Here is a 21,969-nt window from a genome sequence, read left to right on the forward strand (position 1 = left end):
AGTTGTATTAAATCAACGCACGAATAATTAAATATATACCCATTAACAACATTACTGTTCTCAATAATGTTACTACCGTATCTGATTTAATTGATTGATTCACTTTGACACCGATTTTCGCACCAAAATAACTAGATATAATTAAAATGATTGCATAACCCCAAGCTACGTGACCTTGAGCAATGTGCCCTATAGAACTCATGACACTTGAAAAGAAAATCATCATCATACTTGTTCCAACAGCTACATGAGGTGGAAATCTAAATACAATAAGCATTAGTGGCGTCATTAGTGCGCCACCTCCAATACCAAATAAACCTGTCAATATACCAATTAAAAACGTTGTAATAAAAGCAAACAATGGTGGCACACTATAATGATATGTTTTACCTTTAGCGTCTACATAAGTTTTTTCATACTTTGGTTTATCAAATGTTTTAAACGGTTTAATCTTATTTCTTACCATTAATAAAATAGCTACAAAGATTAAAAAGATTCCAAAATATAAATTAAATGACTCAAATGTTAAATATCTACTAATGAATGACCCAAGCAATGAACCTGGTAATAATCCAAATAAAAAGATAGAGCCATTTTTAATATCAACTTGTTTTGTTTTTAGATATCCAAGCGATGAAGAAAGTCCTGTCACAATTAGAATGACAGACGATGTCCCAATCGCTATTTGCGTTGTAATATTATGTAGTAATCCATGTTCAACACCGAGGTAAACCATTGTTGGAACGATAATAATACCGCCTCCAATGCCTACGATTGACCCTATAATCGCTGACAAACCACCGATTAGAACTAATAATGTAATTGTTAATAACATAGTCGTCGCCTCTTAAAATAATTTTAATTGTTGTGGTGCTAACCCTTCATATTCTATATTCAATAATCGCTGATATGTTTTGGCATTATTTGCTGCATGACCACCAGAATTATTGTTAAATATGACGTAAACTTTCTTAGCTTTTTGCGCTAATATTTGTGCCTTTTGTGCTAAGTCTATTAATTCTTGCTCATTATAATCATATAAATAGCGTACATCTCGCCATTCTTGATCTGACATATCTTTCTTAGTCCAACCATAATGATTACGTCCATGATAACGTACAAACGCAATTTCATTTGTGATTCGATTGACTAAAGGTACACTGCCATCTTTCACTTGTGGTTCATCAACTACTGCATGAATGATCTGATGTTCTGTTAAAAATGCCAATGTTTGTTCTTTAAATGCATCACTAAACCATGATTGATGCCTAAATTCTACACACATTGGAAATGCTTGTAATTGCTGTCTTACATACAAAATATATTTGATATTTTGTGCATTGCAGTCAAACCACGGAGGAAATTGAACTAATACCATTGCTAATTTTTTCTGTGTATGTAAGGGCTCTAACATATTTTTAAATTGATCAAATAGTTCTTGCCTTGTATCTGCAAATGTTTTGTAGTCTGCATGCAATGTGAGTGCTTGATGAATTTTGACCACAAATTCAAATGTATCAGGCGTTTCTTTTATCCATTTCAATATATTTCTTTCCGGTTGTATCGCATAGTATGTCGCATCTAATTCGACAACCGGAAAATGTCCAGCATATGTTTTAAGTTTATCGGTTTGGCGTTCTAAATCTTCATATAATGAATAGTGATCACCCCAACCTGTTAATCCGATGTTTATCATATATATCACCAATGTCATCATACCATATAACTTTTATCATAATCATTTCAGCGAACTTTAGTTTGATGTTTTCGTTAGATTATAATCATTTCAGTGAACTTTAGCTCGATAATTTCGTTTGATCATAATCATTTCAGTGAACTTTAGCTCGATAATTTCGTTTGATCATAATCATTTCAGTGAACTTTAGCTTGATGATTTCGTTTGATCATAAACATTTCAGCGAACTTTAGCTCGATAATTTCGTTTGACTAGATTGGTAAAATAGAAACGCAATCCACAAAAATGACAAGCACTAAAATAATGTTTGGGGGTGCTTGTGCTTTTGTGGATTGCGGTCGATTATTTATATTGCATGATTTGATTAATTTGATTGATTATATTGGACATGATGGTGTTGGCGGGATGCGTTGTTGCTAGTCGCGGGCTTTGTCCACTCCACATATGTGTTAACTCTTTGTCGCCGATGTTTGCTGCGGCTTTTCTTATGCTACTTGTTAGCTCATTTTGTATTGGATAATCTGGGATGTCGCCTTCGTATTGGGACATTTCTTCGATAAACCTATTGTTGATACCGCGTGCAAGCTTTCCACTAAACGCTTTTGTAACGACTGTATCTGTTTCTTTACTATTTATAATTGCATCTCGCAGTAGTTCTGATGCATTACTATCTTGTGATGTTAAAAATGCGGTGCCCATTTGTACCCCTTCTGCACCTAAGACAATACTTGCCAAAACTCCTCTACCGTCCATAATTCCACCAGCGGCAATGACCGGAATTGAAACGACATCTACAATTTGTGGCACTAAAGATATTGTTCCAACCATAGGTAATTGATTTTTAGGTTTTAAAAATGAACCACGATGTCCACCTGCTTCACTACCTTGAGCAACGATAGCATCCATACCTGCTTTTTCATTCGCAATAGCTTCATCAACACTTGTTGCTGTACCTATTAGCTTAATGTTTGCTTCTTTCAATCTTTTTATAATAGATTCATTTGGAATTCCAAAAGTAAAACAACATACAGGTACTTGCTTTTTAATTATCGTATCAATATGACACTTAAATTGTTGTTCTTCGGTAATTTTTACAACCGGCTCTTCTAAATGTAATGCGCGTCGATAAGGTTTTAACCATGCATTCATATTTTCAATTTGACTACTGGTATATGATTGTTGACTTGGTACAAAGACATTTACACCAAAAGAATTTGACGTTAATTGGCGTACATAATCTATTTCGTCTTCTAATTGCTGCGTATTAAAGTAACCTGCGCCTATTGTGCCTAATCCACCACTGTTACTTACTGATGCAACTAATTTCGGTGTCGTACTTCCTGCCATACCTGCTTGTATAATTGGATATTCAATACTTAACATTTGAGTAAGTCGGTTCTTATTCCACATAGCTGTTCGCTCCTTATATAGATACGTTGCGATTTTTCCGTTGTTGAAATTGAATTTGCTGTTGAGAAAGTTTTTCTTTTTCCTTTTTATCCATCTCATCTTCAATTTCCATACCTAATAATTCTTCAATTAAGTCTTCATGTGACACTATCGCTTCAGTACCACCAAATTCGTCCAACACAATTGCTAAATGTTTTCTAGAAATAGTCATCTTACGTAATACCCATTCAGCTTTATTGTGTTCATTCACAAATAATGGCTTAGCTGAATAGTTTGTAATTTGATCTTCTTTTTTATTACTCCAAGCCAACAGATATTTAGAATGAAACACCCCAATAATGTTATCAATATCTCCCTCGTACACTGGATATCTAGTGTATGGCTTATTCATAACCGTTTCATAAACTTCTTCGTATGTCGCATTTGAAGCAAATGCCGTCACATTAATTCTAGGTGTTGTATCAACATCTTTTACTTTTAAATTTTCAAAATTAATGACACCTTCCAACCTACTCGTCTCAATTTCATTTAAAGCACCTTCATGTCCAGCAATTGCTAACATTGTTTTAAATTCTTCTTTTGAAAATTGATGTTCTTGAGGTTGACCCTTAGATAAACTTCGATTAATACTGTCCGTCAACTTATTTAAAAGTAATGTGATAGGACGGAACACAATGACACAAATATTTATAATTGGATATACAAGCCTTGTTATTTTATCTGGAAATGTTGCAGCGACAGACTTGGGAATCACTTCGGAAATCAAAATGATAACAACTGTTAAAACAGCTGATGCAATCCCAACGCTAATCCCCCAACGTAAAGCCATAATTGTAACAAGTGTTGGTAATAAAATATTCGCGACATTATTCCCAATTAGAATAGTTGTAATAAACTCACTTGGTTTTTCAAGTAACTTTACAATGCCTTTTGCTTTTTTATCACCTTTGTCAGCTTCAGTTTTAAATTTTGTTTTATTGGCAGCCGTTAATGCCGTCTCGCTTCCTGAAAAGAAAAACGAAATAAATATCAATATAATTATGGCAATGATCACGCGTGTAGTCTCCTTATTGTCATATCTTATTTTTATTGTAGTTACCTAATTCCCGACGTTCTCGTTTAATAAACCAGTTAAAATTCATTATATATAATAGACTTAATAATGATAATTAATATGCATTTTTAATCATAGCTACTTTAATGTATTTATTAGTAAAATGATGCTATAATTCGACCTAATTGTTATTAATAAATTTACATAATGAAAAATTTTAACAAATTTAGTTTATGACATAGTTATAATGATTTGAAATCGCTATAATGATAACAAAAAGTTTCTCATAAATTTATTCTAATTATCTTTTAAATATCTTTAGACAAGTACTTGTTTACAGATATTCAAATATAGAAAGAAGGATTAACATGTATTTTGTTTTAGCAATATTTACACTCATTAGTGCCAGTGTGAGTTTAGGTTATTCAATTCAAGCTTGTGCATCTAGCCATAATATAAATGCATATTATGCACTTAGTCGAAGCTTACCTTTATTTTTATTAGCTATTTTTTCTTTAGTCATTCATAGTGCTATATTTTTGATAACTATATCCATTGCAATGATTTTAGTTCAATTTTTAGATGCGATTGTTGGTTATAAAAGTAAAGATGTCTTTAAAACTTACGGTCCATTAGCAACATCTGTAGTGAACTTAATTTTATTAATAGTTTTCTTATTTTAACTCACTTATACAACGAAACTTAATCGAACTATTATCGAATTATCTTTAAAGGATATTTGATGTAGTTTTCAATTAATTTAATAAAGACCAGCACTCTAATGCCACAATCATGTTGTATTTATGTTGTCGCTTTATCTAGCATCAATGATTATTTTTTACACCAATCAAAAAATCGGACTGATATAAATAAGTACAAAGCTTATCTATCAATCCGATTTAGTTATAAAACAAAAAAAGCCACAGTAATGTGGCTTTTTGTTATATTCAGTATCAAAATGGTATCAATAACCGTTTTCGACAGTTAAGAATGGCTTAACAACGCGGTTTAAAGCTACCCAATACTACCTTCCATTTCGAACTTGATTAAACGGTTCATTTCGACCGCGTATTCCATTGGAAGTTCTTTTGTAAATGGTTCGATGAATCCCATAACAATCATTTCTGTCGCTTCTTCTTCAGAAATACCACGACTCATTAGATAGAATAATTGTTCTTCAGAAACTTTTGAAACCTTCGCTTCATGTTCTAATGATATTTGATCGTTGAATACTTCGTTATATGGAATTGTATCTGATGTTGATTCGTTATCTAAGATTAATGTATCACATTCAATATTTGAACGAGCGCCTTTTGCTTTACGTCCAAAATGAACAATACCGCGATAAATAACTTTACCACCATTTTTAGAAATAGATTTAGAAACAATCGTTGAAGATGTATTTGGCGCTTTATGAATCATTTTAGCACCGGCATCTTGAACTTGTCCTTTACCAGCAAATGCAATAGATAATGTACTACCTTTTGCACCTTCACCTAAAAGAACACAGTTTGGATATTTCATCGTTAACTTAGAACCTAAGTTACCATCTACCCATTCCATATTTCCGTTTTCATAAACAAAAGTACGTTTCGTAACTAAATTGTATACATTGTTCGCCCAGTTTTGAATCGTAGTATAACGAACGTGCGCATCTTTATGCACAATGATTTCCACAACAGCAGAGTGTAAAGAACTAGTTGTATAAACTGGTGCAGTACAACCTTCTACGTAATGTACAGAAGCACCTTCATCAGCAATGATTAATGTACGTTCAAATTGACCCATGTTCTCAGAGTTAATACGGAAATAAGCTTGTAGTGGCGTATCTAGTTTGATATTTTTAGGTACATAAATGAACGAACCACCTGACCATACTGCTGAGTTTAACGCCGCAAATTTGTTATCTGCTGCAGGTACTACAGAAGCAAAGTATTTTTTGAATAATTCTTCATTTTCTTGTAAAGCACTATCTGTATCTTTAAAGATAATACCTTTTTCTTCAAGTTCTTTTTCCATATTATGGTAAACAACTTCAGATTCATATTGAGCAGAAACACCAGCTAAATATTTTTGTTCAGCTTCAGGAATTCCTAATTTATCGAAAGTTCTTTTAATTTCTTCAGGCACTTCATCCCATGAACGTTCAGCTTGTTCTGAAGGCTTTACATAGTAAGTAATGTCATCGAAATTCAATTCTGATAAGTCGCCACCCCATTGAGGCATTGGCATTTTATAAAACAATTTTAATGATTTAAGACGGAAATCTAACATCCATTCCGGCTCATTTTTCATGTTAGAAATTTCTCTAACGATATTCTCAGTTAAACCACGTTCTGATCTGAAAATGGACACATCATCGTCGTGGAATCCATATTTATAATCCCCAACATCAGGTGCTTTTTTAGCCATTTCAATCACTCCTTAAAAATATATTTACAACGGCGTGCGTAAGTTTTTAATTCATGATGTAAACCATATTATAACAATGACATGACATCATATAAAAATTTTTTTACTATTATATGTCTAATATCAAAATCATCTATGATTAACAGCATTCTATTCTTCTTCAGTCGTACCTTCTGCTTTACCTTCTTTAGCAACAGTACCTTTTTCCAATGCTTTCCAAGCTAATGTGGCACATTTAATACGAGCTGGGAATTGAGATACACCTTGCAATGCTTCAATATCTCCCATTTCTTCTGTAATCACATAGTCTTCACCAAGCATCATTTTCGTAAATTCTTGGCTCATTTGCATTGCTTCTCCAAGTGAATGACCTTTAACGGCTTGTGTCATCATCGATGCACTTGCCATTGAAATCGAACAACCTTCACCTTCAAACTTAGCATCTTTTATAATGCCGTCTTCTATATCAAATGTTAGTCGTATACGGTCACCGCATGTCGGGTTATTCATATCTACTGTCATAGACCCGTTATCTAATACACCTTTATTTCTAGGATTTTTATAATGATCCATAATGACAGATCTATATAATTGATCTAGATTATTAAAATTCATAAGAGAAAAACTCCTTCGTTTGTTTCAAGGCATTAATTAACTGATCAACGTCTTCTTTCGTGTTGTATATATAAAAACTCGCTCTAGCTGTTGAAGACACATTTAACCATTTCATTAACGGTTGCGCACAATGATGCCCAGCTCTAACCGCTACACCTTCTGTATCTACGGCTGTAGCAACATCGTGTGGATGTACATCTTGTAAATTAAACGTTATTACACCTGCACGACGATCCTTTGGCGGGCCATAAATTTCAATTCCTTCAATTGCAGACATTTGCTCATAAGCATATATCGTTAATTCTTGTTCATATTTATGAATTGCATCAAAACCTATGCGTTCTAAATAGCGAATAGCTTCTGCAAGCCCAATTGCTTGAGCAATTAATGGAGTACCCGCCTCAAATTTAGTAGGTAAATCAGCCCATGTTGCATCATACTTACTTACAAAATCAATCATGTCGCCACCGAACTCAATCGGTTCCATTTTTTGTAGTAACTCACGTTTACCAAATAATACGCCAATACCTGTTGGTCCAAGCATTTTATGTCCACTAAAACTATAAAAATCAGCATTCATTTCTTGCATATCAAGTTTCATATGTGGTGCTGCTTGCGCCCCATCAACACTGATAATTGCACCATGTTGATGAGCTATTTCTGCAATGGTTTTAACATCATTAATTGTACCGAGTACATTAGAAATATGTGCAATAGCAACGATCTTTGTTTTATCATTAATCGTTTGCTTAATATCCTCGATGTTTAATTCACCGTCAGCTGTCATTGGTATAAATTTCAATGTCGCATTTTTACGCTTTGCTAACTGTTGCCAAGGAACAATATTGGCATGATGTTCCATTTCAGTGACAACAATTTCATCGCCCTCTTCAACATTTGCATCACCATAGCTATGTGCTACAAGGTTAATCGACGCAGTTGTTCCGCGTGTAAAAATGATTTCTTCAAAATACTTCGCATTAATAAAACGACGAACGGTTTCACGGGCATTTTCATAACCATCAGTTGCTAATGATCCTAATGTATGAACACCACGATGAACGTTTGAATTATAACGCTTGTAGTAATCTTCTAAAACATTTAACACTTGCACAGGCGTTTGACTTGTCGCTGTTGAATCAAGATATGCTAAACGTTTGCCATTGACTTTTTGATCTAATATCGGAAAATCCTTGATTACTTCATTAACGTCAAATGAGTGTTCGGCCACTTCATTCACGACCTTTCTTAAATAAAAATCCTAATCATTTAAATACTGACGTTGTATTAGTCTTATACCAATATCGACAGTCTATATCTATTACAAACTTTTATTTTCAAAATATTATTTAGAAACTTTGCGTTCAATTACTTCTCTCAATTGACGTTTAACGTCTTCGATAGGTAATTCACGTACTACTGGATCTAAGAAACCATGTATAACAAGACGTTCCGCTTCTCTTTGAGAAATCCCACGACTCATTAAATAGTAAAGTTGATCTGGATCAACACGACCTACTGATGCAGCATGACCAGCTTGTACATCATCTTCATCAATTAATAAAATAGGATTCGCGTCACCACGAGCATGTTCAGATAACATTAATACACGTGATTCCTGATTAGCAATTGATTTAGTTCCACCATGCTTAATGTAGCCGATACCATTAAATACAGATGATGCATGTTCTTTCATAACACCATGTTTAAGGATATAACCATCAGTTTCTTTACCATATTGTACGATTTTAGATGTTAGATTAATTTTTTGTTCGCCTGTACCTACAACTACTGATTTAAGTGAACTTGTTGAACGATCACCAAATAAATTTGTTGTATTATCAATAATTTGGCTACCCTCATTCATTAAACCTAATGCCCAATTAATTGAGGCATCCGCTTCAGTAATACCACGTCGAATGATATGACCTGTAAAGCCTTTATCCATATAGTCTACTGAGCCATATGTGATATTTGAATTTGCACCAGCAATCACTTCAGAAATAATATTTAATTGATTTCCTTCACCAGATGCATTTGATAAGTAATTTTCAACATATGTGACTTCGGCGCTTTCTTCAGTAACGATGATGACATGGTTATAAAAGCTTGCATTTTCGTCGTCGTGCAACACAACGTATTGTACTGGATGTTCTACAACTACATTTTTAGGAACATAAACAAATACGCCACCATTAACTAATGCCGTGTGTAGCGCTGTGATACGATGTTCATCTACTGTTACTGCATCTTTCATAAAGTACTTTTGTACTAAATCACTATGGTTCATAAGAGCATCTGCTAAACCTTCAACGATAACGCCATCTTTCGATGCATTATCATCAACTTGTGTGTACGCAATCGTATTATTATGTTGAATTACTAAGTTTTTAGAATGATCTACGTCAATAATTTCTCTTACTGACTCAGGTAATTGTGATAAAGATTGATAAACATCACCTTTTACATCGTGTTGTTTAAAAGAATCAAAATCCCATTTTCTTAATTTTGTTTTATCAGGTTTTGGCATTTCTAAAGTTTCTGTTAATTTCAAAGCTTTTTTACGTAATTCTGTCATCCAAGAAGGTTCATTGTGGGCTTTAGAATAATCAACAAGTTGTTCTTCAGAAATGTTCAAAATATCAGTTGTCATAACTTTTTCCTCCTACTTGATGAAATTTACTATTTCGTATAAATGTTCATTTTCATCATATATAGATGAACATCTCATGGATACTGTATTAATAAGATTATTCAGCTGAACCGAACTCTTCTTTAACCCATTCATATCCTTCTTCTTCAAGACGTTTTGCTAATTCTGGACCACCAGATTTAACGACCTTACCAGCATACATTACATGTACTTTATCAGGAGTAATGTAATTTAATAATCGTTGATAGTGTGTGATCATTAATGCACCAAAGTTTTCCCCACGCATTTGGTTAATACCTTTAGATACAACTTTTAATGCATCGATGTCTAACCCTGAATCGATTTCATCTAAGATTGCAAACTTAGGTTCTAACATCATTAATTGTAAGATTTCGTTACGTTTCTTCTCTCCACCTGAGAAACCTTCATTTAAATAACGTTGTGCCATGTCTTTATCTATGTCTAGAAAATCCATATTTTTATCTAATTTCTTAATAAATTGCATTAAGTTGATTTCTTGTCCTTCTTCACGTTTCGCATTGATAGCTGAACGCATGAAATCAGCATTTGTAACACCTGTAATTTCTGATGGATATTGCATTGCCAAGAATAATCCTGCTTTTGCTCTTTCATCAACTTCTAATTCTAAAATATTTACACCGTCTAAAAGTACTTCTCCTTTAGTTACTTCATAACTTGGGTGTCCCATAATTGCAGATGACAAAGTTGATTTACCTGTCCCGTTTGGTCCCATAATCGCATGTATTTCATCAGTGTTAATTGTCAAGTTAACACCTTTTAAGATTTCTTTATCCTCAATAGACACATGTAGGTCTTTGATTTCTAATGTTGATGCCATTTTATATTCCCTCCGTAAAATATAAAGTTTTCTTAACTAGTTTATAATAATTTTAATTTGTAGTCAAAAAGACTTTGTAATAATGCGTTCAGTTAATTATAACTTACTTATACCTTAATATAAACAACTTAAACCCTTTTTATTATTTTTAATAACTCTAAAGTACAACTCTAATCCGCTCTCTTTAAAAATATAAATGATAATAAGAACACATAATTTCTCAATGGATTTTATGAATTTAAAATATGTTATCATTTCACTAGGACATTTGTAATATGGTATGATGCTATTTATGATTTTATTCCAATCGTTTGAAAGGAGTTATTCATGCAACAATTTAAATGGATTAATATTCTAAAAGGTTTTGCTATGGGAACGAGTGACTTGGTACCTGGTGTTAGCGGTGGGACTATTGCATTATTGTTAGGTATATACAATCAATTTATCGCTTCAATTAGTGGCATATTCTCACGACGTTTTTGGCCAAGTTTTACATTTTTAATCCCTATTATAATTGGAATGTTACTGGCAATGGGATCACTAAGTAATCTTTTTAATTATTTATTAAGCCAACACCATATTCCAACTATGTTTTTCTTTGGTGGATTAATCATTGGTATCGTTCCATATTTATTGAAAATTTCTAACTATAAAACGTCATTTACAACTAAACATTACATGATGGTTATAGCTGGTATCGCTATCTTAATTGTTATTACATTAATGAATAATAGCGATAAACATGCTGGAGAAACACTTACTCTATCAACTGGTCTTATTATTAAATACTTTATTGCAGGTATGTGTGCATCTAGTGCTATGTTACTCCCAGGTATTTCAGGGTCATTTATGTTATTAGTATTTGGCGTCTATGGTACGGTCATGCTAGCAATATCTGAAGTTGTTAAACTTAACTTTGCCGGTCTTCCTATATTACTTGCAGTCGGATTTGGCGTGCTTGCTGGATTCATTATTTCAAGCAAAATTATCCAGTATTTCCTAACACATCATAAACTAATGACTTTTGCATTAATCATTGGTTTTGTTGTTGGCTCCCTCTTTGCAGTATTTCCAGGTTTACCAACTAATATCGTGATGTGGTTCGTTTCATTAGTAGTATTTATCATCGGTTTTATTGTAAGTTTGACTTTAGGTCGAATTACCGCTGAAAATGAATAATCATTTTAGGGGTGATAAAATATATTCAGTATCTCGTTAATCATATGCAATATATGTCTCGTTTTGTATACATATTATTGGATATCATTAACGAGTTTTTATTTAGTTTTTTTCTAACATTAAAATAATTATTAATAAATTTTGGTATCCACTTTTTTAATACAAAAAACCACCTAGCCGATGGTTATACCGACTAAGTGGCATGTGCAGTGTATTAGGAATATAAAGTAAAATTACTCTCCTTTGTTACCTTTTACTTTATCAATAAAATCAGTTGCTTTTTCTTTTGCATTTTCAACGAATTCTTTCGCTTTACCAGAAGCTTTATCTTCTTTACCTTCGTTTTCTAAATTTTTATTATCAGTAACATTACCTACTGTTTCTTTAACATTACCTTTTGCTTGTTCAAATTTACTTTCGTCTGCCATAATAAATGCCTCCTCGGAATAATTAAATGTTATATATAATACTTACCCACTGAAAAATTATCTAAACATTTTACTTAAATAATTTTTGATATTGATTTGACGTCATTTTATAACTAGCGAAATAGATTCATCATTAACTTGAGGGAGCGGAACTAAAATAATAAAGAATCACTAATGATTTATTATGAAATGGTTCTTGGGAGTGGGACTGAAATGATATTTTCGCAAAATTTATTTCGTCATCCAACCCCAACTTGCATTGTTTGTAGAATTTCTTTTTGAAATTCTCTGTGTTGGGGCCCCGCCCCCCCAACTTGCACATTATTGTAAGCTGGCTTTTCGTCAGCTTCTGTATTGGGACCAACCCCAACTCGCATTGTTTGTAGAATTTCTTTTCGAAATCCTCTGTGTTGGGGCCCCGCCAACTTGCACATTATTGTATGCTGGCTTTCCATCAGCTTCTATGTTGGGCCCAACCCCAACTCGCATTGCCTGTAGAATTTCTTTTCGAAATTCTCTATGTTGGGGCCCCGCAATTATTGTAAAAAGGTTGTTACAATCGTATTTTCATTCAATCAACTACTGCTTATATATCATTGTAAAGCTTTGGACATTGATTGAAGTCACAGAAGCGTATAGGCTTCACTTAATACATAATGACTTGATAATCATTTATATATAGTTATTCATCTCTTATCATATTAAATCTTCTACATTTCATATTGATTCTAATTAAAAAAACCCCCATCAAAGTTTGCATTTTTTCAATGTCTACTTTGATGGGAGCATATCAGTCAATGAGCTTAATTATTAATTATTTAGCAGGAATAACTGCACCGTTGTATTTTTCATTAATGAAGTCTTGAATATCTTTAGATTGTAATACTTCAATTAATGCTTTGATTTTCTTATCATCTTGATGTCCTTCTTTAACAGCAATTAAGTTTGCATAAGGATTATCTTTCGCACTTTCTACAGCAATAGAATCTTTTTTAGGATTTAGTTTTTGTTCGATTGCAAAGTTTGAATTAATGATAACAGCATCCGCGTCTTCATTTTGATAAATTTTAGGTAAGAATTCTGCTGATTGTTTATTATTAAACTTAATATCTTTTTTATTCTCTGTAATATCACTAAACTTAGCATCTTCAATTTTTACGCCTTTTTTGATCTTAATTAAACCTGCATCAACGAAGAATTTTAAGAAGCGTCCTTGTTCAGCTGGATTATTAGACACATAAACTGTTGCACCTTTTGGTAATTCTTTTAAACTTTTATACTTTTTAGAGTATACAGCCATAGGTTCTAAGTGAACATTACCGGCACTTACGATTTTGTAACCTTTATCCTTTTTCTCTGTGTTTAAATATGGTGTATGTTGGAAATAGTTTGCGTCAATTTCACCTTTGTCTAGTAATTTATTAGGCGTAGTGTAATCGTTAATTGTTTTAATATCTAGTTCATAACCTTTTTTCTCTAATAATGGTTTTGCTTTTTCTAAAATTTCAGCATGTGGTGCTGGTGAAGCACCTACTGTTATTTTCTTGTCGTCACTGCCACTTTTGCTTCCATTACCGCAAGCTGCTAATACAACTGCAAATGTTAATACTAAAATAAGACCAAATAATTTTTTCATAAAATGAAACCCCCAATTTATCGTTTATCAAGTTTATTTGTAAGCCAATCCCCAATGAATTGGATTATAAATACAATAATTAAAATAAAAACTGTTGATACTAAAATGACATCATTTTGATTTCGAGTGAAACCTGTTAAGTATGCTAAATTTCCTAAACCACCGGCACCAATTACACCTGCAACTGCCGTTGAACCAACTAAAGCGATTGCTGTAACTGTAATGCCAGACACTAGCGCTGGCATGGCTTCAGGTAAGAGGACTTTACGAATTACTGTCCAAGTATTAGCACCCATTGACCAGGCCGCTTCGATGACACCTTTATCAATTTCTTTAAAAGCAATTTCTACGAGCCTTGCATAAAACGGCGCTGCGCCAATGATCAATGCTGGTAACGCACCTGTCGGACCACTTATCGTTCCAAGTATCAAACTTGTAAATGGAATTAATAATAAAATTAAAATAATAAATGGTATCGCTCTAAATAAGTTAACAATGAAAGAAACGATAGAATAAAATAACCTTGCACCAATAGACTTACCTTTAGCAGACAAGAATAATAACACACCTAAAATAAGACCGAGTATAAATGCAAATATAGTTGAGACGACTGTCATGTATAGTGTTTCGACTATTGCAGTCCAAACTTCTGGCCACTGAATATTAGGCATTGTAATCATTTCATTTATAATTTCACTAAATGATTTACCCATGTCTTAACACCTCCATTTTAACTTGTCGCTCAATTAACTCTTTTTCGAATTTTCCGAAATCTATACTTGAAATATATGGAATATGCAGAACTAAAAAGCCGACTGTTCCATTTTTTGTATTTTTAATATTTGCTTCTAAAATATTAATTTTAATATCATAGGCAGTTGATAGACTCGATACAATAGGCTCGGTTGTTGTTGAACCAGCGAAAACTAATCTAACGATATAAGCATCTTTTTCTAATGGCTCTAATTCTGTTAAAGATGTTTCGAAATCATCATTTAAATCTTCTTTCACAAATCGTTTTGTCACAGCGTGTTGCGGATTTTCAAAAACCTGTGTCACCGGTCCATGTTCTATCACTTTACCACTTTCCATAACTGCAACTTCATCACAAATACGACGAATGACATGCATTTCATGCGTAATTAGTATAATTGTTAAATTTTGTTGTTCTCTAATTTTTAGTAGTAGATCTAAAATTTCATCTGTTGTTTGCGGATCAAGTGCACTTGTTGCCTCATCACAAAGCAAGACTGTTGGATCATTAGCTAACGCTCGTGCAATCCCAACGCGTTGCTTTTGTCCGCCTGATAACTCTGATGGATAAGCCTTTTCTCTACCTTTTAAACCGACGAGTTCGACAAGTTCTAATGCTTTTTGCTTTGCTCTCCTTCTAGGGACACCTGCAATTTCAAGCGGAAACATAATATTTTTTAACACAGTCCTTGACCATAACAAATTAAAATGTTGGAAGATCATACTTACTTTTTGTCTTTTTGCTCTTAATCCATTTTTGGACAATTGGCCTATATGGTCTCCATCTATAATAACTTCACCTGATGTAGGCGCTTCTAAATGATTAAACATTCGAATCAAAGTACTTTTTCCTGCTCCAGAAAAACCAATGACGCCATAAATCGATCCTGCTCGAATCGATAAATTAACGTGATCTACAGCAAGGACTTCTTTATTTTTAGTCCGATATTCTTTAACAACTTCTTTTAATTCAATCACGTTGATTCCTCCCTGTGTTGCTTAATAAAATAAAAAATGCTTTCTCAATATCGATAGAAAAATTGAGAAAGCAATAGTAGTATTGTTTCTCTCATCTTCAAAAGTTAAAACTTTATGTGAATTGGCACCATTTCTATATAAGACGGTTGCCGGGCTTCGTAGGGCACATCCCTCCACCACTCTCGATAAGAGTTTACGCATCATTTAATTTGTATTAATCCTAACACCTTAGTAAAATTTCGTCAATAACTATTTTAAATTTTCTAACAAATCAGTCACCGATTGAAATGCATAAATTCGTTTTACTTCTTTATCTTTATTCATCAACAATAAAATCGGCGTAGACATGATTTGCATATCTTTACAAAACTGAGGATAAAAGTTTAAATCTATTTTCAATAATGGCAACTGCAATATTTCATTAGTAATGTCTAACATTCTTTCTGAAACCTTACACGTACCACAAGTTGGTGTATAACCATAGATTAAATGTTTATCTTCCTCATAAAATGTAGTTACATCTTTGATGTCTAATGAATTATTCATTTACTAAAACTAACCTTTCATTATTTATATTCGGTAAGAAAGGTGTTTCTTTCTTACAAGTAAAGCCATGTTTTGAAAGTACATGCGCCAAATATTGTTTGGGGCAATTCGTAACTTGACAGTAAGTTTTATCAATAAATATATGTTCACTTTCACTCAAATAACGTTTAAACCAATTTCTAATTCGATCTCCTTCGTCATTAGAATCGGCTAATACAAAAACTTGTTTATCATATAGTGATTCTATCATATCATCAAGCTTATCTATACTCATTGTTCCATGAGTACAAATAATATTGACTGGTTCTGCAATAACCTGTTGCACCCTTTTTTTATCAGATTTCCCTTCAACAATTATCACTTTATTTACAATAGCCATCATCATCACCCTTTAAAATCAATAAACATCTGTCACTGTATCATTTCACAAAATTGGTATGAATAAAACATAAATCACAAAAAATTTAAACTAGCTTAATATAATAATTACAAAATCAATGTTTGACTAGCTGGGACATTTAACATAAGCAGACAAAGGCTAAACCATAAATCAACATCCTAAAATCTACAATGATATATTACCAATAGTTAACCAAAAGAAAATACACCTATAACAAGCCTTTTTCAATTATAGCGGGGCCCCAACATAGAAGCTGACGGAAAGTCAGCTTACAAGCAATGCAAGTTGGGGTGGGCCCCAACACAGAAGCTGACGGTAAGTCAGCTTACAAGCAATGTGCAAGTTGGGGTGGGCCCAAACATAAAGATATACTTTTTCTTTAGAAATTAGTATTTCTTATGCATGAGTTTTACTCATGTATTCCTATTTTTAAGTACACATTAGCTGTGGCTTATGAAAAAGAACCACTACATTATAAATCACTAGTGGTTCTTTATCATTTCTGTCCCACTCCCTAGATTGATCTACAGATACTACACTTATTAAAGTAATATATTTTTATGATTCTCTTAGCTGCAATCCCATGAATACATGTAATCATCAAACTTCATAGCCTCAAGGTCAGTAGATTTTACTAAGATATTGGCAATACCTAAATCACCCCATATAATCGAAGAATTACCATCTCTTGTAGAATCAATTTGCAGTAAGACTCTATCATACATTTTCAGTTCTTGATCGTTCGTTCTTGGATCTATTTGGTCAAAATATGGATAACCACCAAGTTGATTAAATGGTTCCTTAGCAGTAAATGTGTTACACACAGGTTCCATTAATTCATCATAACCACCAAACATTGATTTTAGCGCGAAGGATGGATTGACTTTATTCCACAATGCAAGATCGTCCTCATCGTACTTATAATCAGTACATGTAATAGTTTGTTTCGACAATCTAAATTCTATAGAAAATGCTCCGCTGAACGGGATATCCTCATTATCAGCATCTAATGACTTCAAATGCGCTTGAATATCTTTGAGTGATAAATCTGTAATTGGCTCTTTTATATAAACAAGCCTTGAGTTTATATTGTTTCCCTTTAAATTTTCAGACATACCATACATTTGATCTTCTGAACTAATCCAAAACTGCAATATCCCTTCATTTACAGGAAATAATTCTTGTTGTTCTGGAAGATCATTCAAATTAATCTGTGCTAACAATACCATTGGTACATTATTTTCATCTAATGGTATATCTTTAAAAGATTTTAAAAATGGCATTCCACCAATCTTACTCTGGTTTAATGTTTCTTCTTGCATCTCTTTTAGATCCATTTCAATACATGGTAGTACTGGTAAATTACCGTTTTCTACAGATTCTACGAAACGGTTATATGCTTTTTGCTCCTTTTTAGAAAGATGACTAACGTCTTGAATGTTTAGCATATTTACTCCCCCAATTTTTATTTTTAAAATAGCTAAATTCATTATTTTCATCATTCTTGAATAATAAAATGTAGCAATACTCCAAATAATAGTACCTAATAAATTTTCTTTCATATTATTTACTTGCTCAGACTAAAAATAAACTCCTCAATCTTAGATTAAGGAGTTACACGGTGATTATTCACCAATCATTTCTGAATATTTTTCAGCTGTTAATAAAGCTTCAAGCTGACTTTCATCACTAATTTCTACTTTTACCATCCATGCTTTTTCGTATGGAGATTCATTTACAAATTCGGGACTATCTTCTAGTTCTTCGTTGACTTCAACTACTTTACCAGAGATTGGTGCATATAATTCTGATACAGTTTTAACTGATTCTACGCTACCAAACGTATCCCCTTCATTAATTTCATCACCTGTTTCTGGTAATTCAACAAAAACAATATCACCTAACTCGCTTTGTGCGTATTCTGTGATTCCAATTGTTGCTACATTACCTTCAACTTTAACCCATTCATGCTCTTTTGAATATTTCAATTCATTTGGTACTGCCAAGAGAATCCCCTCCTAATTAATCTTTACATCATTAATGATGCCATAAGGCTAGATGCTATTCAACTATATTTATAAAAATTAACAATTGTATAGCTTATTTCATTTTACATGTAATGAATCTAAATATCGAGATATTTAGTAAACGTTTACATTATACTTACGCTAACCAAGTCTCTTTATATTGATCTTCTTTAAATCCTAATGTTATCTTATCGCCCATTACTGCTAGAGGACGCTTTACTAACATACCATCAGATGATAACAACTCTAACTTTTCATCATCTGATAAAGTTTGTAATTTATTTTTCAAATCAAGCTCACGATATTTCGCACCGTGTGTATTAAACAATTTATTAATTTCTACGCCTGTATTTGCAATTATTGTTTTAAATTCATTTATTGTAGGTGTATGTTGAACGATATCAATTGGTTCATAACTTACGCCATATTCATCTAAAAACTTTGCTGCCTTTTTACAAGTTGTACAATTCTTATATTGGTAAAATTTAATCATACGACTGCAACCTCCTTTATGTATTTAAAATAAATATATCATTTTCCATAGCAAAAGGCTTTCATTTTGAAGCTAAAATTTTTTATTATGATATAAATTTAGCTATAATAAAAATTATTAAACTATCTAGAGGAGTTGTTACAATGCAAGCAATCAAAAGTAATGAATCATTTAAATCTGTAATTAATAGCGATACACCTGTAATCGTTAAATTTGAGGCAGGATGGTGCCCAGACTGTCGTGCTATGGATTTATGGATTGACCCAATCGTAGAACAATATAATGATTACCAATGGTATACTGTTAATCGTGATGAATTAGAAGATGTAGTTGTTGAAAATGAAGTTATGGGTATCCCTAGCTTGCTAGTATTTAAAAACGGCGACAAAATTGCACACCTTCATTCAGCAAATGCTAAGTCACCTGAACAAGTTGAATCATTTTTAGCAGAAACTTTTAAATAAATACTAAAATACAAATGTGTATATACTGCACAATAAAAAGCTGAGACTGTGATTGTACCGACTCTAGTAAGTTAGATTAAATCTCTAACTCGATAGATGTCCATCAATTCATGACTCAGCTTTTATTAATGTTTCTATAATTATACATATTAATATAATGTAATTAAGTTTCTATTTTTACGTGGTGCTTTAGGCATATCTTCTTCTAAATCCGTTAAATATAAGAATCCAGCAAGAACTTCATCTTTCTTTATACCAAGTGTTTTTCTTACTTTAGGATCATAGATATATAATGGCGATTTCCAACATGTACCTATTCCCGCTTCATAAAGTAACAACATAAGATTTTGTGCATATGCACCAAATGCAAAGTAGTTTTCATCATTTTGACGTTGTCTTGGATCTGTTTTTAAAATAAGCAATAACATGCCACCTAGTTTCGTTACTGCATCATAATGACATTGTTGCTTATCTAATTCATTAGGAAATGCAAATTTAGAAATATCCTTACTCATATCTCCTAATCTGTCTTTCGGAACATGCACAACTCTCCATGGTTCCCTCATTCCGTGATTTGGAGCATCAGCAGCTTTCTCAATTGCTTGATATAGCAATGCGTCATCTATGTGCATATCTCTTTTAAATTTTTTCACACTTCTTCTATTAGCTATTGCTTGTTGTAATTCCATCTAAAATCGCTCCTCCACGAACAATGATAATACTTCTCAATTATAAGACAGCACTTACACAAAAGCAACCTAATTCATTTTATTAGTATAAAGTCACTTGTGCTTTTAAATCAGTAACATCAATCTGTCCTGGAGCTTGTGGTTCTCCGATACAACCATAAGTCAACGCACCACCAAAAACGCCTTGAGCCGTTCTACTTATTAGTCCAAGTTTAGACATTGAAATACCAACAACTTTGCAGTCCATAGTATCTGAAAATGTAGACATTGCCTGCAATAAATTTAGCACATCATTTTTATTATGTGGCATTACTGCTAATTTAACGTATTCTGGGTTGAATTTTTGCATTTTAAAAAATATAAATTGCAATTCATCTAATGGAGGCGTACTTTCGAAATTATGATGTGATATAATCACCTCTTTATTATACTGTTGCAAATGTGTAATGATTCGTTGATGTTTTTCAATGTCAATATCTGCTTGCCATTCTATATCAATCATATCTATGCCATTGATATTTGCTAAGTCTGATATTAAATTAAGATACGAGTCATTTGTAAATTGCCCATAGCCACCTTGTAACTTTGTACGATACGTAACCAATAATTTGAATGAATCTTGCATAACCTTCAGCTTTGTAATCATTTCTGCCACTTGATCAACTGTGACATTTTCAAATTGATCAATTCGTAATTCTAATACGTCTATTGCATCAATACGATGATTAATTTTTTGAATTAAAGTTTCTTCGATATATAATTGTGGCGTGATAGTCGCTACTACTTCCACATGTGTCATAGTAAATCCCTCATTTCAGATACTCATTATTTTTATTGTAAACAACAACTTTTTATCCTTCAATCAAACAATGCTATAAATGAATATGATTAAGGTATTTTCGAATGGGTAAAGCATAAATGTATTTTAAATTAGGAGGTTATAAGAATGGCAATACATTATGAAACTAAAGCGACGAATGTTGGCGGACGTAAAGGACATGTTTATACTGATGATCGAGCATTAGATATTGATATCGTTCCGCCTGCTCAAGCAGATGGTAAAGCTACTAACCCCGAACAATTATTTGCAGCAGGTTATGCATCTTGCTTCAACGGTGCCTTCGACCTAATTTTAAAGCAAAACAAAGTGCGTGATGCTCATCCAGAAGTAACACTAACAGTGAGACTAGAAGATGATCCAGACTCAGAAAGTCCTAAATTAAGTGTTTCAATTGATGCGACAATTAAAAATGTTATATCTCAAGAAGAAGCTGAAAAATATTTACAAATGGCTCATGAATTTTGTCCATATTCAAAAGCGACTCAAGGAAATATTAATGTCGATTTAAATGTAAATGTTGTAGATTAGCATTAACTTAAAGAGATTATTCAACGTTATTAATAAAATTCACATAAAATTCAAATTTGCCAACCAAAAATTTTTGGTTGGTTATTTTTTCTAATCGTGATTGAAATTTCTGGCAATATTTAACTGAAAATGATTGTCCCTTAGTCATCATAAATGTGACCGGTTCCAATACTGGCTTGACTTCTTCGCATACCGTCTACAAATAAAAGTCCAGTGTCGACCAATAACCAATTCCATAATTCCCTGAACTTAAAAATAAATATAATTAAATTGATAATCCATTTACAAGAATGTGCATATAAATCAAT

24 protein-coding genes, 1 pseudogene and 1 riboswitch are annotated in these 21,969 nt (G+C 32.7%); of the genes and pseudogenes, 4 read left to right on the forward strand and 21 right to left on the reverse strand.

The window, feature by feature from the left end:
• Positions 1 to 7 precede the first annotated feature (7 nt).
• From NST10_RS05725 to NST10_RS05740, 4 genes are all read right to left on the reverse strand, one after another.
• Positions 8 to 835 (reverse strand): sulfite exporter TauE/SafE family protein, encoded by an 828-nt coding sequence (locus NST10_RS05725; protein ID WP_000927626.1) that lies wholly within the window; start codon positions 833 to 835, stop codon positions 8 to 10.
• A gap of 12 nt (positions 836 to 847) precedes the next feature.
• The gene (locus NST10_RS05730) at positions 848 to 1,696 is read right to left on the reverse strand and encodes a DUF72 domain-containing protein (protein WP_000608129.1); all 849 of its coding nucleotides are present in this window, start codon (positions 1,694 to 1,696) and stop codon (positions 848 to 850) included.
• A gap of 342 nt (positions 1,697 to 2,038) precedes the next feature.
• Positions 2,039 to 3,106 (reverse strand): nitronate monooxygenase family protein, encoded by a 1,068-nt coding sequence (locus NST10_RS05735; protein WP_000267243.1) that lies wholly within the window; start codon positions 3,104 to 3,106, stop codon positions 2,039 to 2,041.
• 13 nt (positions 3,107 to 3,119) lie between these two features.
• A complete protein-coding gene (locus NST10_RS05740; RefSeq protein WP_000582326.1) occupies positions 3,120 to 4,160 on the reverse strand; it encodes a CNNM domain-containing protein in 1,041 nt (346 codons plus the stop codon).
• A 368-nt stretch (positions 4,161 to 4,528) separates the two neighbouring features.
• Here NST10_RS05740 and NST10_RS05745 point away from each other — a divergent pair, with 368 nt between their 5' ends.
• Positions 4,529 to 4,843, forward strand: coding sequence for a hypothetical protein (locus tag NST10_RS05745; RefSeq protein ID WP_000274040.1), 315 nt, complete (start codon positions 4,529 to 4,531; stop codon positions 4,841 to 4,843).
• 5 nt (positions 4,844 to 4,848) lie between these two features.
• Here the strand turns inward: NST10_RS05745 and NST10_RS05750 are convergent.
• The 6 genes and pseudogenes from NST10_RS05750 to sufC all read right to left on the reverse strand — a co-directional run bounded on the left by NST10_RS05750 (position 4,849) and on the right by sufC (position 10,699).
• Positions 4,849 to 4,961 (reverse strand): annotated as a pseudogene (locus tag NST10_RS05750) (hypothetical protein).
• A gap of 213 nt (positions 4,962 to 5,174) precedes the next feature.
• A complete protein-coding gene (gene sufB, locus NST10_RS05755) occupies positions 5,175 to 6,572 on the reverse strand; it encodes a Fe-S cluster assembly protein SufB (RefSeq protein WP_001074405.1) in 1,398 nt (465 codons plus the stop codon).
• Positions 6,573 to 6,722: 150 nt separating this feature from the next.
• Positions 6,723 to 7,187, reverse strand: a complete 465-nt coding sequence (sufU, locus tag NST10_RS05760) for a Fe-S cluster assembly sulfur transfer protein SufU (protein WP_001010508.1) — start codon at positions 7,185 to 7,187, stop codon at positions 6,723 to 6,725.
• The gene (locus NST10_RS05765) at positions 7,177 to 8,427 is read right to left on the reverse strand and encodes a cysteine desulfurase (RefSeq protein WP_001006454.1); all 1,251 of its coding nucleotides are present in this window, start codon (positions 8,425 to 8,427) and stop codon (positions 7,177 to 7,179) included. The genes sufU and NST10_RS05765 overlap by 11 nt, the downstream gene beginning before the upstream one ends.
• A 105-nt stretch (positions 8,428 to 8,532) precedes the next feature.
• Positions 8,533 to 9,840 (reverse strand): Fe-S cluster assembly protein SufD, encoded by a 1,308-nt coding sequence (sufD, locus tag NST10_RS05770; protein WP_000205572.1) that lies wholly within the window; start codon positions 9,838 to 9,840, stop codon positions 8,533 to 8,535.
• Positions 9,841 to 9,937: 97 nt separating this feature from the next.
• On the reverse strand, positions 9,938 to 10,699 hold the full coding sequence (gene sufC / locus NST10_RS05775; RefSeq protein WP_000168845.1) for a Fe-S cluster assembly ATPase SufC: 762 nt from the start codon (positions 10,697 to 10,699) through the stop codon (positions 9,938 to 9,940).
• A 327-nt stretch (positions 10,700 to 11,026) separates the two neighbouring features.
• Between sufC and NST10_RS05780 the strand changes: the two genes are divergently transcribed.
• Positions 11,027 to 11,878, forward strand: a complete 852-nt coding sequence (locus NST10_RS05780; protein ID WP_001183862.1) for a DUF368 domain-containing protein — start codon at positions 11,027 to 11,029, stop codon at positions 11,876 to 11,878.
• Between the two features lie 233 nt (positions 11,879 to 12,111).
• Here the strand turns inward: NST10_RS05780 and NST10_RS05785 are convergent, their stop codons facing one another.
• The 9 genes from NST10_RS05785 to NST10_RS05825 all read right to left on the reverse strand — a co-directional run bounded on the left by NST10_RS05785 (position 12,112) and on the right by NST10_RS05825 (position 19,139).
• On the reverse strand, positions 12,112 to 12,306 hold the full coding sequence (locus NST10_RS05785; protein ID WP_000752917.1) for a CsbD family protein: 195 nt from the start codon (positions 12,304 to 12,306) through the stop codon (positions 12,112 to 12,114).
• Between the two features lie 814 nt (positions 12,307 to 13,120).
• Positions 13,121 to 13,942 (reverse strand): MetQ/NlpA family ABC transporter substrate-binding protein, encoded by an 822-nt coding sequence (locus NST10_RS05790; RefSeq protein ID WP_000732338.1) that lies wholly within the window; start codon positions 13,940 to 13,942, stop codon positions 13,121 to 13,123.
• Positions 13,943 to 13,959: 17 nt separating this feature from the next.
• A complete protein-coding gene (locus NST10_RS05795; RefSeq protein WP_000520233.1) occupies positions 13,960 to 14,655 on the reverse strand; it encodes a methionine ABC transporter permease in 696 nt (231 codons plus the stop codon).
• The gene (locus tag NST10_RS05800) at positions 14,648 to 15,673 is read right to left on the reverse strand and encodes a methionine ABC transporter ATP-binding protein (protein WP_000571209.1); all 1,026 of its coding nucleotides are present in this window, start codon (positions 15,671 to 15,673) and stop codon (positions 14,648 to 14,650) included. Before NST10_RS05800 ends, NST10_RS05795 begins: the two co-directional genes overlap by 8 nt.
• Before the next feature lie 88 nt (positions 15,674 to 15,761).
• Positions 15,762 to 15,865: riboswitch (SAM riboswitch) on the reverse strand.
• 57 nt (positions 15,866 to 15,922) lie between these two features.
• Positions 15,923 to 16,219: a thioredoxin family protein gene (locus NST10_RS05805; protein ID WP_001065804.1), complete on the reverse strand. Its 297-nt coding sequence runs from the start codon at positions 16,217 to 16,219 to the stop codon at positions 15,923 to 15,925.
• On the reverse strand, positions 16,212 to 16,598 hold the full coding sequence (locus tag NST10_RS05810) for a toprim domain-containing protein (RefSeq protein WP_339211817.1): 387 nt from the start codon (positions 16,596 to 16,598) through the stop codon (positions 16,212 to 16,214). Before NST10_RS05810 ends, NST10_RS05805 begins: the two co-directional genes overlap by 8 nt.
• Positions 16,599 to 17,188: 590 nt before the next feature.
• Positions 17,189 to 18,067 carry a YwqG family protein gene (locus NST10_RS05815; RefSeq protein ID WP_001798062.1) on the reverse strand — a complete coding sequence of 293 codons (879 nt, stop codon included), beginning with the start codon at positions 18,065 to 18,067 and terminating at the stop codon, positions 17,189 to 17,191.
• 177 nt (positions 18,068 to 18,244) lie between these two features.
• Entirely contained in the window at positions 18,245 to 18,625 is a 381-nt protein-coding gene (gene gcvH / locus NST10_RS05820) for a glycine cleavage system protein GcvH (protein ID WP_053014592.1), read from the reverse strand.
• A 157-nt stretch (positions 18,626 to 18,782) separates the two neighbouring features.
• Complete coding sequence (locus NST10_RS05825) at positions 18,783 to 19,139, reverse strand: arsenate reductase family protein (protein ID WP_000589549.1); 357 nt, start codon at positions 19,137 to 19,139, stop codon at positions 18,783 to 18,785.
• Positions 19,140 to 19,282: 143 nt separating this feature from the next.
• On the opposite strand from NST10_RS05825, the gene NST10_RS05830 reads away from it, so the two are divergent.
• Complete coding sequence (locus NST10_RS05830; RefSeq protein ID WP_001147955.1) at positions 19,283 to 19,603, forward strand: thioredoxin family protein; 321 nt, start codon at positions 19,283 to 19,285, stop codon at positions 19,601 to 19,603.
• Positions 19,604 to 19,752: 149 nt separating this feature from the next.
• Here NST10_RS05830 and NST10_RS05835 read toward each other — a convergent pair whose 3' ends face one another.
• Positions 19,753 to 20,292: a nitroreductase gene (locus tag NST10_RS05835; protein ID WP_000422908.1), complete on the reverse strand. Its 540-nt coding sequence runs from the start codon at positions 20,290 to 20,292 to the stop codon at positions 19,753 to 19,755.
• Positions 20,293 to 20,374: 82 nt separating this feature from the next.
• Positions 20,375 to 21,091, reverse strand: coding sequence for a type I 3-dehydroquinate dehydratase (gene aroD / locus NST10_RS05840; RefSeq protein WP_000150036.1), 717 nt, complete (start codon positions 21,089 to 21,091; stop codon positions 20,375 to 20,377).
• Between the two features lie 147 nt (positions 21,092 to 21,238).
• Here aroD and NST10_RS05845 point away from each other — a divergent pair, with 147 nt between their 5' ends.
• Positions 21,239 to 21,661, forward strand: coding sequence for an organic hydroperoxide resistance protein (locus NST10_RS05845; RefSeq protein ID WP_000974455.1), 423 nt, complete (start codon positions 21,239 to 21,241; stop codon positions 21,659 to 21,661).
• The last annotated feature ends 308 nt before the right edge of the window (positions 21,662 to 21,969 follow it).

It is taken from the genome of Staphylococcus sp. FSL W8-0305 (genome assembly GCF_037966415.1).
In the GTDB taxonomy this organism is placed as follows: Bacteria; Bacillota; Bacilli; order Staphylococcales; family Staphylococcaceae; genus Staphylococcus; species Staphylococcus aureus.

What these genes read in the sequence shown, in the direction of transcription:
- NST10_RS05725 (WP_000927626.1), bottom strand. Translation starts at nt 835, where the DNA reads ATGTTATTAACAATTACATTATTAGTTCTAATCGGTGGTTTGTCAGCG.
- NST10_RS05730 (WP_000608129.1), bottom strand. Translation starts at nt 1,696, where the DNA reads ATGATAAACATCGGATTAACAGGTTGGGGTGATCACTATTCATTATAT.
- NST10_RS05735 (WP_000267243.1), bottom strand. Translation starts at nt 3,106, where the DNA reads ATGTGGAATAAGAACCGACTTACTCAAATGTTAAGTATTGAATATCCA.
- NST10_RS05745 (WP_000274040.1), top strand. Translation starts at nt 4,529, where the DNA reads ATGTATTTTGTTTTAGCAATATTTACACTCATTAGTGCCAGTGTGAGT.
- sufB (WP_001074405.1), bottom strand. Translation starts at nt 6,572, where the DNA reads ATGGCTAAAAAAGCACCTGATGTTGGGGATTATAAATATGGATTCCAC.
- sufU (WP_001010508.1), bottom strand. Translation starts at nt 7,187, where the DNA reads ATGAATTTTAATAATCTAGATCAATTATATAGATCTGTCATTATGGAT.
- sufD (WP_000205572.1), bottom strand. Translation starts at nt 9,840, where the DNA reads ATGACAACTGATATTTTGAACATTTCTGAAGAACAACTTGTTGATTAT.
- sufC (WP_000168845.1), bottom strand. Translation starts at nt 10,699, where the DNA reads ATGGCATCAACATTAGAAATCAAAGACCTACATGTGTCTATTGAGGAT.
- NST10_RS05780 (WP_001183862.1), top strand. Translation starts at nt 11,027, where the DNA reads ATGCAACAATTTAAATGGATTAATATTCTAAAAGGTTTTGCTATGGGA.
- NST10_RS05785 (WP_000752917.1), bottom strand. Translation starts at nt 12,306, where the DNA reads ATGGCAGACGAAAGTAAATTTGAACAAGCAAAAGGTAATGTTAAAGAA.
- NST10_RS05790 (WP_000732338.1), bottom strand. Translation starts at nt 13,942, where the DNA reads ATGAAAAAATTATTTGGTCTTATTTTAGTATTAACATTTGCAGTTGTA.
- NST10_RS05795 (WP_000520233.1), bottom strand. Translation starts at nt 14,655, where the DNA reads ATGGGTAAATCATTTAGTGAAATTATAAATGAAATGATTACAATGCCT.
- NST10_RS05805 (WP_001065804.1), bottom strand. Translation starts at nt 16,219, where the DNA reads ATGAATAATTCATTAGACATCAAAGATGTAACTACATTTTATGAGGAA.
- NST10_RS05810 (WP_339211817.1), bottom strand. Translation starts at nt 16,598, where the DNA reads ATGGCTATTGTAAATAAAGTGATAATTGTTGAAGGGAAATCTGATAAA.
- NST10_RS05815 (WP_001798062.1), bottom strand. Translation starts at nt 18,067, where the DNA reads ATGCTAAACATTCAAGACGTTAGTCATCTTTCTAAAAAGGAGCAAAAA.
- NST10_RS05825 (WP_000589549.1), bottom strand. Translation starts at nt 19,139, where the DNA reads ATGATTAAATTTTACCAATATAAGAATTGTACAACTTGTAAAAAGGCA.
- NST10_RS05830 (WP_001147955.1), top strand. Translation starts at nt 19,283, where the DNA reads ATGCAAGCAATCAAAAGTAATGAATCATTTAAATCTGTAATTAATAGC.
- NST10_RS05835 (WP_000422908.1), bottom strand. Translation starts at nt 20,292, where the DNA reads ATGGAATTACAACAAGCAATAGCTAATAGAAGAAGTGTGAAAAAATTT.
- aroD (WP_000150036.1), bottom strand. Translation starts at nt 21,091, where the DNA reads ATGACACATGTGGAAGTAGTAGCGACTATCACGCCACAATTATATATC.
- NST10_RS05845 (WP_000974455.1), top strand. Translation starts at nt 21,239, where the DNA reads ATGGCAATACATTATGAAACTAAAGCGACGAATGTTGGCGGACGTAAA.